This window comes from Enterobacter sp. MF024, from assembly GCF_005843915.1.
GTDB lineage: Bacteria > Pseudomonadota > Gammaproteobacteria > Enterobacterales > Enterobacteriaceae > Enterobacter > Enterobacter barmai.
The window spans coordinates 120134-133030 of sequence record NZ_VCBB01000015.1; the positions used below are offsets into that span (position 1 = coordinate 120134).

Annotated in this window: 11 protein-coding genes; 3 read left to right on the forward strand and 8 right to left on the reverse strand. The window is 57.3% G+C overall.

All coding sequences use genetic code 11. The features are described from left to right. Positions 1-2: 2 nt before the first annotated feature. From feoA to greB, 3 genes are all read right to left on the reverse strand, one after another. Positions 3-230 carry a ferrous iron transporter A gene (gene feoA / locus FFB58_RS19505; RefSeq protein ID WP_039031508.1) on the reverse strand — a complete coding sequence of 76 codons (228 nt, stop codon included), beginning with the start codon at positions 228-230 and terminating at the stop codon, positions 3-5. A gap of 326 nt (positions 231-556) precedes the next feature. Then, the gene (locus tag FFB58_RS19510; protein ID WP_138370762.1) at positions 557-2878 is read right to left on the reverse strand and encodes a Tex family protein; all 2322 of its coding nucleotides are present in this window, start codon (positions 2876-2878) and stop codon (positions 557-559) included. A gap of 87 nt (positions 2879-2965) precedes the next feature. Then, positions 2966-3439 carry a transcription elongation factor GreB gene (gene greB / locus FFB58_RS19515; protein ID WP_039031510.1) on the reverse strand — a complete coding sequence of 158 codons (474 nt, stop codon included), beginning with the start codon at positions 3437-3439 and terminating at the stop codon, positions 2966-2968. Positions 3440-3665: 226 nt separating this feature from the next. Between greB and ompR the strand changes: the two genes are divergently transcribed. Beyond that, complete coding sequence (ompR, locus tag FFB58_RS19520; RefSeq protein ID WP_001157751.1) at positions 3666-4385, forward strand: two-component system response regulator OmpR; 720 nt, start codon at positions 3666-3668, stop codon at positions 4383-4385. Then, on the forward strand, positions 4382-5728 hold the full coding sequence (envZ, locus tag FFB58_RS19525; protein ID WP_138370763.1) for a two-component system sensor histidine kinase EnvZ: 1347 nt from the start codon (positions 4382-4384) through the stop codon (positions 5726-5728). The genes ompR and envZ overlap by 4 nt, the downstream gene beginning before the upstream one ends. Before the next feature lie 95 nt (positions 5729-5823). Here the strand turns inward: envZ and pckA are convergent, their stop codons facing one another. From pckA to FFB58_RS19550, 5 genes are all read right to left on the reverse strand, one after another. Next, positions 5824-7440: a phosphoenolpyruvate carboxykinase (ATP) gene (gene pckA, locus FFB58_RS19530; RefSeq protein WP_138370764.1), complete on the reverse strand. Its 1617-nt coding sequence runs from the start codon at positions 7438-7440 to the stop codon at positions 5824-5826. Between the two features lie 378 nt (positions 7441-7818). Then, entirely contained in the window at positions 7819-8697 is an 879-nt protein-coding gene (gene hslO, locus FFB58_RS19535; protein ID WP_039031513.1) for an Hsp33 family molecular chaperone HslO, read from the reverse strand. Between the two features lie 23 nt (positions 8698-8720). Further along, entirely contained in the window at positions 8721-9122 is a 402-nt protein-coding gene (gene hslR, locus FFB58_RS19540) for a ribosome-associated heat shock protein Hsp15 (protein ID WP_138370765.1), read from the reverse strand. Then, positions 9119-9802: a GMP/IMP nucleotidase gene (gene yrfG, locus FFB58_RS19545; RefSeq protein ID WP_039031515.1), complete on the reverse strand. Its 684-nt coding sequence runs from the start codon at positions 9800-9802 to the stop codon at positions 9119-9121. The genes hslR and yrfG overlap by 4 nt, the downstream gene beginning before the upstream one ends. Positions 9803-9865: 63 nt before the next feature. Beyond that, positions 9866-12001: an intracellular growth attenuator family protein gene (locus FFB58_RS19550; protein ID WP_138370766.1), complete on the reverse strand. Its 2136-nt coding sequence runs from the start codon at positions 11999-12001 to the stop codon at positions 9866-9868. Between the two features lie 322 nt (positions 12002-12323). Here FFB58_RS19550 and nudE point away from each other — a divergent pair, with 322 nt between their 5' ends. Beyond that, complete coding sequence (gene nudE, locus FFB58_RS19555; RefSeq protein WP_039031517.1) at positions 12324-12884, forward strand: ADP compounds hydrolase NudE; 561 nt, start codon at positions 12324-12326, stop codon at positions 12882-12884. Positions 12885-12897 lie beyond the last annotated feature (13 nt).

Here is a 12897-nt window from a genome sequence, read left to right on the forward strand (position 1 = left end):
TTTTATTGAGACAGAGCTTCAACTTCTATTAATGCGAGATCTTTCTTACGCAGAACCAGATTCACACGTCGGGTTTCGATATGGATCGGATCGCCCAGCGGGGCAACGCGAACAACGTTAAACGAGGAGCCGGGAAGCATCCCTAAAGAGAGCAGTTTCTGGCGATAGGCCGGGCTGATTTCGCGGGTGAAACCGGTAATTTTCCACGCGCTGTCTGGAGTGAATTGCATAGTGCCTACTTAACGAGAGGTTAAATAATCTACAGGCACAATGGTAATGAGAATAGTTTCTATCATCAATGCTAAATATGTGACGGAATGTGCATGGCGCTATTAATTTGCAGCCGGATTGACCTTGCTCAATATTTGCGAAAACTGCTGGTGAGAGAAAAAAAGACTTATTGTTAATAGAGTGATAATTATCGGTTTAAATATGGATATGCAATCGGTTCCATATTTATTTAATTCCTGCGCTCTGTTTGCCGGGCGGCACAGCGCTTGCCCGGCCTACGGTTTTACAGGCCCGGTAAGCGAAGCGCCACCGGGCACTGCCAATATTAACGCTTCTTACCCATTGCCGCTGCCAGCGCATCCATCATCGCGCTGTTACCGGATGGCTGTGCTTCACGACCGCGCGGTTTCGCCGCCGGACGCTGCTGGCGCGCCTCGCTGTTTCCGCCGCCGCGACGGGCGTTGGTCTCGCCAGGCTGCTCGTCCAGACGCATGGTCAGGGCGATACGCTTGCGCTGCAGATCCACTTCCAGCACTTTCACCTTCACGATGTCGCCGGCTTTCACCACGGTATGCGGATCCTGCACGAACTTGTCGGCCAGAGAGGAGATGTGTACCAGGCCATCCTGGTGAACGCCGATATCCACAAACGCACCGAAGTTGGTGACGTTGGTGACGGCGCCTTCCAGCACCATACCCGGCAGCAGGTCGTTCATTGTCTCGACGCCTTCCGCAAACTGCGCGGTTTTGAACTCCGGACGCGGGTCGCGACCCGGTTTCTCCAGCTCTTTGATGATGTCGGACACCGTCGGCACACCAAATTTCTCATCGGTGAAGTCGACCGCTTTCAGGTTACGCAGTTCGCTGCTGTTACCCATCAGCGCGTTCAGCGCCTGCTGGGTGGCCGCCAGAATGCGTTCCACCACCGGATAGGCTTCCGGGTGAACGGTGGAGGCGTCCAGCGGGTTGTCGCCGTGGTTGATACGCAGGAAGCCCGCACACTGCTCGAACGCTTTAGGTCCGAGGCGGCTCACCTTCAGCAGCTGCTGGCGGTTCTGGAACTGCCCGTTCTCATCGCGCCAGGCAACAATGTTCTGCGCCATCATCCGGGTTAAACCCGCCACGCGGGTCAGCAGGGCGACGGAGGCGGTATTCAGGTCAACGCCAACGGCGTTTACGCAGTCTTCCACCACCGCATCCAGCTTACGCGCCAGCTGCGTCTGGCTGACGTCGTGCTGGTACTGGCCCACGCCGATGGATTTCGGGTCGATCTTCACCAGCTCCGCCAGCGGATCCTGCAGACGGCGGGCGATAGAGACCGCACCGCGCAGGGATACGTCCAGATCCGGGAACTCCTGCGCTGCCAGCTCGGACGCCGAGTACACCGACGCACCCGCTTCGCTGACAATCACTTTTTGCGCCGTCACTTTCGGGAACTGCTTTTGCAAATCGAGGAAGAAACGTTCGGTTTCGCGGGAGGCGGTGCCGTTGCCGATCGCCACCAGCTCAACGTTGTGCTTCTCGCAAAGCGCCGCCACGGCAACCGCGGCTTTCGCTGCCTGACCGGTATGAGGATAGATGGTATCGGTAGCCACCAGCTTGCCGGTGCCATCCACCACGGCCACCTTCACGCCGGTACGCAGGCCCGGATCGAGGCCCATGGTGGCGCGCAGGCCCGCCGGGGCAGCCATCAGCAGATCGTGCAGGTTACGGGCAAAGACATTGATCGCCTCGTCTTCGGCGCGTTCGCGCACGGTGCCCATCAGTTCGGTTTCGAGGTGCATCAGCACCTTGATACGCCAGGTCCAGCTCACCACGCCTTTGCGCCAGCTGTCCGCCGGAGCGTTGTTCAGGCGCAGGCCGAGATGGTCAATGATGATCTGCTCGCCGTGGCTCTCTTTTGGCGGCTCGTCAAACTGCGGGTCGGCGTTCAGGGAGAGCTGTAGAATGCCCTCGTTGCGACCGCGGAACATCGCCAGCGCGCGGTGGGACGGCACGGTTGAGATCGGTTCATGGTGATCGAAGTAGTCGCGGAATTTCGCCCCTTCTTCCTCTTTGCCGCTGACCACGGTGGAGACGATATGGGCGTTCTTCCACAGATAATCACGCACTTTTGCCAGCAGGGCAGCGTCTTCGGCAAAGCGCTCCATCAGGATGTAGCGGGCGCCATCGAGGGCGGCTTTGGTGTCGGCCACGCCTTTATCGGCATCGATAAACTTCGCGGCTTCGGTTTCCGGGTCGTGGGACGGCGTCGTCCACAGCAGATCGGCCAGCGGCTCCAGGCCTGCTTCAATGGCGATCTGTCCACGGGTGCGGCGTTTTTGTTTATACGGCAGATAGAGATCTTCGAGTTCGGTTTTATTCAGGGTGCCGTTGATGGCTGCTTCCAGTTCGCTGGTCAGCTTGCCCTGTTCGCCGATGGATTTCAGAATCGCCTGGCGCCTGTCTTCCAGTTCACGGAGATAGCCGAGGCGGGTCTCCAGGTTACGCAGCTGCGTATCATCCAGACCGCCAGTCACTTCCTTACGATAACGTGCAATAAACGGCACGGTGTTCCCTTCATCAAGCAGGCGAACGGCAGCTTCTACCTGTTCAGCCCTTGCCTGAAGTTCACCCGCAATAATGCGGCAGAGCGAATCTTTCATCATGGCTATTTCATCTTGTGGGTCGAAAAATCAGGGGATAGTTATACGGACTGGCACTGCAAAATGCCAGTCGTGGAGGGCGCTCTCGGACTATTTTACGTACTCGATTTCATTGACGTACCAGCTGGCTTCACCCGCCGGGGTATGGACGACAGCCAGATCGCCCACCTCTTTTTTCAGCAGCGCCCGGGCCATCGGTGAATCGATGGAGATGTAATCCTTACGACCAAAAATTTCATCGTAGCCGACAATACGAAAGCGCTTGAGATCGCCGTCGTCGTTTTCGATCTCGACCCACGCGCCGAAGAAGACCTTGCCCTCCTGCTGCGGGGAATAATCGACGATTTTCAGGTTCTCGAGGCATTTGGTCAGATAACGCACCCGGCGGTCTATCTCGCGCAGCCGCTTCTTGTTGTACTGGTAGTCGGCATTCTCACTGCGGTCGCCGAGGCTCGCTGCCCAGGTCACTTTTTTTGTCACCTCCGGGCGCTCTTCACGCCACAGGGTGTCCAGCTCTTTCTTCAGATTTTCATACCCTTCGCGGGTGATCAGGGGCGTTTTCATTCTCTGGCCTTACAACAGGGTTGCTTACCGTGCGCACATTACGTATCACTTATCTTATCAGACAGGATTAATAATGAGTTATGTGACGGAATGTACAGATAAGCTGCTGTTAAATATGCTTTGTAACAATTTCGACTAGAATTTATACCAGAATTAGCTGGTCGTGGACGCGCACTTTTTTAGAATACGCTGTTCAAGATTATCCGAACCTTTGGGAGTACTGACAATGCAAGAGAATTATAAGATTCTGGTGGTGGATGACGACATGCGCCTGCGTGCGCTCCTTGAGCGTTATCTGACCGAGCAGGGCTTCCAGGTTCGTAGCGTCGCCAACGCCGAACAGATGGACCGCCTGCTGACGCGTGAATCCTTCCACCTGATGGTGCTGGATCTGATGCTGCCGGGCGAGGATGGTCTCTCCATCTGCCGTCGTCTACGTAGCCAAAGCAACCCGATGCCGATCATTATGGTGACGGCGAAAGGGGAAGAGGTTGACCGTATCGTGGGCCTGGAAATTGGCGCCGACGACTACATTCCAAAACCGTTTAACCCGCGCGAGCTGCTGGCCCGTATCCGTGCCGTGCTGCGCCGTCAGGCGAACGAACTGCCGGGCGCGCCGTCCCAGGAAGAGGCGGTGATTGCCTTCGGCAAGTTCAAGCTGAACCTCGGCACCCGCGAGATGTTCCGTGAAGATGAGCCAATGCCGCTGACCAGCGGTGAGTTCGCGGTACTGAAAGCCCTGGTCAGCCATCCGCGTGAGCCGCTCTCCCGCGATAAGCTGATGAACCTGGCGCGTGGCCGTGAATATTCCGCGATGGAGCGTTCCATCGACGTACAGATCTCCCGCCTGCGCCGCATGGTGGAAGAGGATCCGGCGCACCCGCGCTATATCCAGACCGTCTGGGGTCTGGGCTACGTGTTTGTCCCGGACGGCTCTAAAGCATGAGGCGAATGCGTTTCTCGCCGCGTAGCTCGTTTGCCCGCACCCTGTTACTGATCGTCACCCTGCTGTTTGTCAGCCTGGTGACGACCTATCTGGTCGTGCTGAACTTTGCGATCCTGCCGAGCCTGCAGCAGTTTAATAAGGTCCTGGCCTACGAAGTCCGTATGCTGATGACCGATAAACTGCAGCTGGAAGATGGCACGCAGCTGGTGGTTCCTCCGGCGTTTCGCCGTGAAATCTACCGTGAGCTGGGGATATCGCTCTATTCTAACGAAGCGGCGGAAGACGCAGGCCTGCGCTGGGCCCAGCATTATGAATTCCTCAGCCAGCAGATGGCGCAGCAGCTGGGCGGCCCAACGGAAGTGCGCGTTGAGGTCAACAAAAGCTCGCCGGTCGTCTGGCTGAAAACCTGGCTGTCACCCAATATCTGGGTGCGCGTGCCGCTGACCGAAATCCATCAGGGCGACTTCTCGCCGCTGTTCCGTTACACCCTGGCGATCATGCTGCTGGCGATAGGCGGCGCGTGGCTGTTTATCCGTATTCAGAACCGACCGCTGGTCGACCTGGAGCACGCGGCGCTTCAGGTCGGTAAAGGGATTATTCCGCCTCCGCTGCGCGAGTATGGCGCGTCGGAAGTGCGTTCGGTGACCCGCGCCTTCAACCATATGGCGGCCGGGGTGAAGCAGCTGGCGGATGACCGTACCCTGCTGATGGCCGGGGTCAGCCACGACTTGCGCACCCCGCTGACGCGTATTCGTCTGGCGACGGAGATGATGGGCGAGAAGGACGGCTACCTGGCGGAGTCCATCAACAAGGACATCGAAGAGTGCAACGCCATTATCGAGCAGTTCATCGACTACCTGCGCACCGGTCAGGAGATGCCGATGGAGATCGCGGAACTTAACGCGGTGCTGGGCGAAGTGGTGGCGGCCGAGAGCGGCTACGAGCGTGAAATCGAAACCGATCTGCAGCCGGGCGATATCACCGTGCGCATGCACCCGCTCTCCATCAAGCGCGCCGTGGCGAATATGGTGGTGAACGCCGCCCGCTACGGTAACGGCTGGATCAAGGTCAGCAGCGGCTCCGAGCTTAATCGCGCCTGGTTCCAGGTGGAAGATGACGGACCGGGGATCAAACCGGAACAGCGCAAACATCTGTTCCAGCCGTTTGTGCGTGGCGACAGCGCCCGCAGCACCAGCGGCACCGGTTTAGGCCTGGCGATTGTGCAGCGTATCGTGGATAACCATAACGGTCTGCTGGAGATTGGCACCAGCGAGCGGGGCGGGTTGAGTATCCGCGCGTGGCTGCCGGTTCCGTTTCCGCGCAGGCAGGTGAAAGAGAGCTAAAAAATGGGGTGCGGCCTGATGCCCTCACCCCGGCCCTCTCCCACAGGGAGAGGGTGCAAACATCAAAAAAGGCAACCGAGGTTGCCTTTTTGCGTTTACCTTGGTCCTGCAACAACCAACGCCGCACCCGCTGGCGTATCGGTGTACTTCTCAAAGTTTTCCACAAACAGCTTCGCAAGCTGAGTGGCTTTTTCCTGCCACTGCTCCGGCGACGCGTAGGTGTTACGCGGGTCGAGGATATGGCTGTCCACGCCTGGCAGTTCGGTCGGGATCGCCAGATCGAACATCGGCAGGGTGAAGGTTTCCGCATCATCCAGCGAACCGTTCAGAATGGCGTCGATAATGGCGCGGGTATCTTTGATAGAGATACGCTTGCCGGTGCCGTTCCAGCCGGTGTTGACCAGGTACGCCTGGGCGCCTGAGGCCTGCATGCGTTTCACCAGCACTTCGGCGTACTGCGTCGGGTGCAGCGACAGGAAGGCTGCGCCGAAGCAGGCGGAGAAGGTTGGCGTTGGCTCAGTGACACCCCGCTCGGTACCGGCCAGCTTGGCGGTAAAACCGGAGAGGAAGTGGTACTGTGTCTGGCTGGCGGTCAGGCGTGAAACCGGCGGCAGCACGCCAAACGCGTCGGCGGTGAGGAAGATCACCTTGGTCGCGTGGCCCGCTTTTGAGACCGGCTTAACGATGTTGTCGATGTGGTAGATCGGGTAGCTGACGCGGGTGTTTTCGGTTTTTGACGCATCGTCAAAATCCACCGAGCCGTCGGCGCGTACCGTCACGTTCTCCAGCAGCGCATCGCGGCGGATCGCCTGGAAGATATCCGGCTCCGCTTCTGCCGACAGACGAATGGTCTTGGCGTAGCAGCCGCCTTCAAAGTTAAACACCCCGTCATCGTCCCAGCCGTGCTCGTCGTCGCCAATCAGGCGGCGTTTCGGGTCGGTGGAGAGGGTGGTTTTACCGGTGCCGGAGAGGCCAAAGAAGACCGCCACATCGCCTTTCTCGCCGACGTTCGCCGAGCAGTGCATGGAGGCAATGCCCTGCAACGGCAGCAGGTAGTTCATCACCGAGAACATCCCTTTCTTCATTTCGCCGCCGTACCATGTGCCGCCGATCAGCTGGATACGTTCCGTCAGGTTAAAGGCGACAAAGTTTTCGGAGTTCAGTCCCTGCTCTTTCCAGTTCGGGTTGGTGCACTTCGCACCGTTCATCACCACAAAGTCAGGCTCGAAGCTCTGCAGCTCTTCATCGGTGGGGCGAATGAACATGTTCTTCACGAAATGCGCCTGCCAGGCCACCTCGGTGATAAAGCGAACGGAAAGACGGGTGTCGGCGTTGGCGCCGCAGTAAGCGTCGATAATGAACAGACGCTTGCCGGAAAGTTGTTGGGTGACGAGGGTCTTCAGGTGCTGCCAGGTTTCAGGGGAGATCGCTTTGTTGTCGTTCTTCCCTTTGCCATGATCGGCCCACCACAGGGTGTCGCGGGTGGTGTCGTCACGGACAATGTATTTATCCTTCGGCGAACGACCGGTAAAGATACCGGTATCGACAGCAATGGCGCCGGTCGTCGTCAGGATCCCGCGCTCGTAGCCTTCCAGCGCTGGATTGAGCTCTTCCTGATACAGCGTATCGTAATCGGGGTTGTAGACGATATCCTGAGCATCGTTGATACCATAAGCCATGAGATCTTGCGGGGTTAAACCATTAACACGCATATCACTGCTCCTTAGCCAATTTATACTGCCTGAAATTGTAGGGTTTTTCTTCGAATGTTAACCGCGACCGGGCTCATAGATTTGCGTATCTGGACAAAAACCCTTAATGACGGAAAACGCTGTGACTCCTGTCACTCGCGGAGCAGATTATGGCAGGAATCACTTTTCGGTTGGGGAAAATGTTCTTAAAAGGTTAATGGGCGGTAAATTTAACTACGAGAATGTGAATGTAAGCGCATACATGAAAGAAAATTACGAAAGCCTTACATGACTGGTAACGATTCAGCAGGGGGAGGAGGAATAGTGAATGAAATTAAAGAGTAGCGGGAAAGGGAAGAAGGTCAACTGCCCCCACAGGAGGGCAGTTAACGACAGGGCTTAGTGCAGCTGAGGATCGGCCGGAGAGGCGTTGTTGCGGATCTCGGCAATGTCCATTGCATTGAAGACGTAGTGAGAGCCACAGTAATCGCAGTGCATGTCGATCTCGCCATCTTCCGCCAGGATGCTGTCGATCTCTTCATCCGGCAGCGTTTTCAGGGCACCCGCACAGCGTTCACGGGAACAGGTGCACTTGAACTCAACGTCCTGCGGATCGTACAGGGTCACCTCTTCTTCGTGGTACAGACGCCACAGCACGTCGTTCGCCGGCAGGGTGAGCAGCTCTTCGGCTTTGATGGTTTCGGTCAGGGTCGCCAGGTGCTCAAAATCATTGGTCTGAGCGTCCTGTGCAGGCAGAACCTGCAGCAGCATCCCGCCTGCCGCCGGCTGGCCATCGACTTCGCCGGTACGGATAAACAGGCGCGTCGGCAGCTGTTCGGAACGCATGAAGTAATCTTCCAGGCAGGCCGCCAGGGTATCGCCCTCCAGACCCACAACGCCCTGATAGCGCTCGCCCTCTTCCGGGGAGATGGTGATCACCAGATAGCCGTTGCCGACCAGCGTTTTCAGATCGGCATTTTCCGGGACGTCGCCCTGAACGCGCGCCACGCCGCGCATCTGCTGCTGGTTGTTGCCGTTGATCACCGCCAGGCTCATCGGGCCATCACCCTGCAGCTGCACGGTGATGTCACCGGCAAATTTCAGGGTCGCAGTCAGCAGGCTGGTGGCGACCAGCAGCTCACCCAGCACGGTCTTAACCGGCAGCGGATAGTTGTGGTTTTCCAGGATCTGTTTCCAGGTTTCGGATACCGTAACCAGCTCGCCGCGAACGGCAAATTGTTCAAACAGATAGCGGTGTAATTGGTCGTGTTGGGCCATAGTCATCTCTCGTTCAGCAAGAATCACTCATTCTCGCCATTTTTAAATTTAATCAGATCGCGACGCTCTTTCTTGTCCGGTCGCCTGTCGGGATGCGGCATGGTCAGGGCATTGAGCTTGCGCGCATGGGCCATCTTCTCGCGTTTTTCAACGCTTTCTGCCGTCTCTTCGTACAGGGTGCTGGCTTCCGCTGCCGGGCGACGCTGTTCGGTGACGTTTTTTACGATCACCGTTCGTTCGTCATTGCCCTGACGCAGCGTCAGGGTGGCGTTCAGCTCCACGAGCTTGCTCGGTTTGCTGCGCTGCCCGTTGTAATGCACCTTGCCGCCTTCAATCATTTCGCGGGCGAGGGCGCGCGTTTTGTAAAAGCGGGCAGCCCACAGCCATTTATCCAGTCTTACCCCTTCGGAGGGTTTCTCTTTCATGGCTTCTCCTTCACGGTGAGTGAGGGGATCATCCGGCGATAGTCGTTCATCCCCGGATGGCGAAGATAGCTTTTTTCAGCCAGGCCAGAATCAGGATTGGTCACGCCAAGGCAATAACGAATGCCAAATTTTGCCGCCGCATCCAGAATGGGTTCGCTGTCATCAATGAACAACGTTCTCTCTGGCTGCAGGCCGGTCTCTTCTGCCACCGCCTGCCACAGTCGCTGATCCTCTTTCGGATAACCAAATGTGTGGGTGGAAAGTAATAAATCAAGGTGTGAACCCAGTCCGGTATGTTCCAGCTTCACCGCCAGATTATGTGGGTGCGCGTTGGTCAACAGAATGCGCCGCTTACCGCTGGCTTTGAGCGCGTCCAGAAAGGGAACAGTATCTTCACGCAGTACGGCGCGCGCGCCCTGAGCGGTAGTCATCGCGCAAATATCCAGTCCGAGGCGTTCGCTCCAGTAGTCCAGGCAGTACCAGTTTAGCGTATGTTGTACGGCGGTATATTGCTGGCGTATGAATTCCTGCGCCTCCAGCGGGGTGATCCCTTGCTGCTCGCCGTAGGTCTCCGGCACCAGTTTTTGCCAGAAGTAGTTATCAAACGCGAGATCGAGCAGCGTGCCGTCCATATCCAGCAGGACGGTATCAACGTCCTGCCAGGCGATATCAAGATGCATGGGGAATACTCCAGCCAGAAGAAACGTGCGCGACAGGGTAGCATATCTTGTCGCGCACAGAAGTTATCCGATCAGGCTCTCAGGGGTGGGGATCAGCTTCGGATTGAGGCAATTTTCGTAGTACTGCTGGATCTCGGCCAGGCGGGTGCGCGAGCGCTGGTAGCGGCGCAGGGCCATCACGCCGTTCCAGATAATGCACAGCACCATCGCCAGCATCAGCAGCGAGGTGGCGATGTAGCGCCATAAAGCGGCGCTATCCGGTATGCGGTGCAGTTCGATATGGCGGGTGCCGTTGGCATCGGTAAAGATGTTGGTCACAATCCCTTCCGCGCTGAACGGCGTGCGCATCAGCATCTGCGCCAGCCGCTGAAACTCACCCCACTGCTCCTGGGCCGGGTAGTCGTACAGCGCTACCGGCGGATAAGGCTGATCGACCAGATCGCTGCCCTCATCGCTGACAATCACAAAGCCGCCGGGCGCCGGGCTGTTAAGGGCCTGTGCGGCACGGGAGGTTTCGCGCATCACGAACGGCGCGGTAGAGGTGGCGACCAGGTTTTCCAGCGACTCGGCGCTCACCGGACGCAGCAGGACGTTAACGCCATCAAGACGGCCAGCGGTAGCGCGCTTGACCAGCGCTTCCCAGTCCTTGCTGTTACCGAGATTCACCAGCGCGTTCTTCAGCCTGACGCATTCGTCCGCCTCTGCGCACAGATCCTGGGTTTTCAGGACGATATCGCCAAAATCATCCAGCAGGATCATGCCCGATTTCTGAATGGCGGAGCGTAATGCCGGGCTGACGCGCGTCTCATCTTCCGGTTTAGGATGGAGCTGGCGGCTCAGGGCCTGAGTCAGCGCCGTGGCTTTGTTAACGGTATCCGATTCAGGCAGCGGCAGCGGGGCCGCGTCATTCCAGATCAGCTGCGAGCAGTCAAAAGGTGCAAAAGGCGAGCTCTGGCGCGCGTTCCAGTTGCCCGCCGCGTGGATATTACACATCCCGGTGCCCTGCAGATGCAGAGTATCACCGATGCGCACCCCGGCGTTTTCAAGCTGATCGACGCTGGTGGCCTCGATGGTCTGGGCGCCCTTGATCCATGAGAGGGTAAATTTGATCGGCATATCCAGCGGCACGAGGAGAACAAGCATCGCCAGTACGAGCCCTGCGCCAACCGCAATTACCGTGCTGCGCAGCCAGTGCTGCAGCGGGAAGTTCTTCACCTCGTCATGCAGGGATAAATAGCGCCCCTGGCGCACCACGTGGCGGTCCAGATAGATATCAACGTCGGTCTTTTGCCCTAAATCCTGGGCCAGCCACGGCTGCCAGTGGCGCGGGTAGATCAGGTCAATAATGCCCATCGAGATATTATTGACGTGATCCTGATCGTTCTCGCCAAACAGACCCCAGCGCTTTGGCGTCCCGCGCAGACAGTGGATCTCACGCAGCGCGTTTTTCGCCGGTGGGGCGAAGAGTCCCCATAATCCCGCCGCCAGCAGCAGCACGCCGCCACCGGCAAGCCAGGGGGCAAAGACGTCCGGGCTCATCAGGCAGAAGAAAAACAGCAGGAAGGCGGCGACAATCAGCAGCGCTTCACGAATGCCGTCCGGGCGGCTGAGAGCGTACTCTTCGTGCGTCTCCTGGCGAATGTTCAGCAGCTCAATCTGCTCGGTCTCTTCGCCACGAATCGAGGCCTGGGTTGAGCTGACGTGTTCCAGCGCCAGGTGCGGGGCTTCCTGAACATATTCGGCGATGGAGTGGCCGTTCAGGGCAATCACCAGCGGGATAGAGTCGGTGTGGATCAGCTCAACGCTGTTTTCATCGTTGATGTACTGTTCCCAGAACGGCGGCAGATGCACTTCGACGGAGTCGAGGTAGTAGCGCCATTTATTGGGATCGTCGGTGGTAATACCGTAGCGGGTAATGGAGCGCGTCAGGCTGTGCACGGTATTGCTCTGGGCATTCAGGCTTAACGATACCGGTGCGGCGCTGGCACCTGTTGCAGGCGTCTGCTGGATACGGTTAAACGACTCGAGATATTGCTCAATCGCGCTGCGCTCTTCTGCGGTGAGTTTGCGTGTGCTCGCCCCGGTAAAGGCATTGAGATAAGGCAGGCGATATCGATGCTGCGCCCGACGTCTGTACAACCACCCTGCAATGAATGCGCAGGCCAGCATAGCAGCGATGACAATCAAAATGGTGCTCATGCTTTCCCCATCTTACTTTTTCTTACAGGTGTAGTCAGTAGCACCTTAACAGTGAATGCGTGTCTGTGGTTGGCTATCGGCATGTAAGGCGTTGAACTTGAGCAATTTGAAGCGCATCCCAGTGATCGCTGATGATAGCAAAGGCAACCGTGGCGGAATATCAGCAAATTCCTGGAACAATTTCAACCTATTGACTTTTGACTTGAAATGAGGAATGAATCTCATAAAGTTGCAATAATGTAAATAAAGCGCGATTGACATTGCCGAAACCGTGCGGCATATCGCACAATGACGCCAGTTCACCCAGCAAAGACCCGTCAAAATGAGCAAACCCTTACAAAAGCCCACCATCCTGAATGTTGAAACCGTCGCCAAATCGCGCCTGTTTAACGTTGAGAGCGTGGACCTGGAGTTTAGTAACGGCGTGCGCCGCGTCTACGAGCGTATGCGTCCTTCCACGCGCGAAGCTGTCATGATTGTGCCTATTGTCGACGAGCACCTGATTTTAATCCGCGAATACGCGGTGGGAACGGAATCCTACGAACTGGGCTTTTCAAAGGGGCTTATCGATCCCGGCGAGTCGGTTTATGAAGCCGCAAACCGTGAGCTGAAAGAAGAGGTCGGTTTTGGTGCGAAAGAGCTCACTTTCCTGAAAAAACTCAGCATGGCACCCTCTTATTTCTCCAGCAAAATGAATATTGTGCTGGCGGAAGATCTCTATCCTGAGTCGCTGGAAGGGGATGAACCGGAACCGCTGCCGCAGGTGCGCTGGCCGCTGGCGCATCTGATGGATCTGCTGGAAGAGCCTGATTTTAACGAAGCCCGGAACGTAAGCGCGCTGTTCCTGGTGCGTGAATGGCTGAAAGGGCAGGGAAGGCTGTAGCGTAAAATCCCCC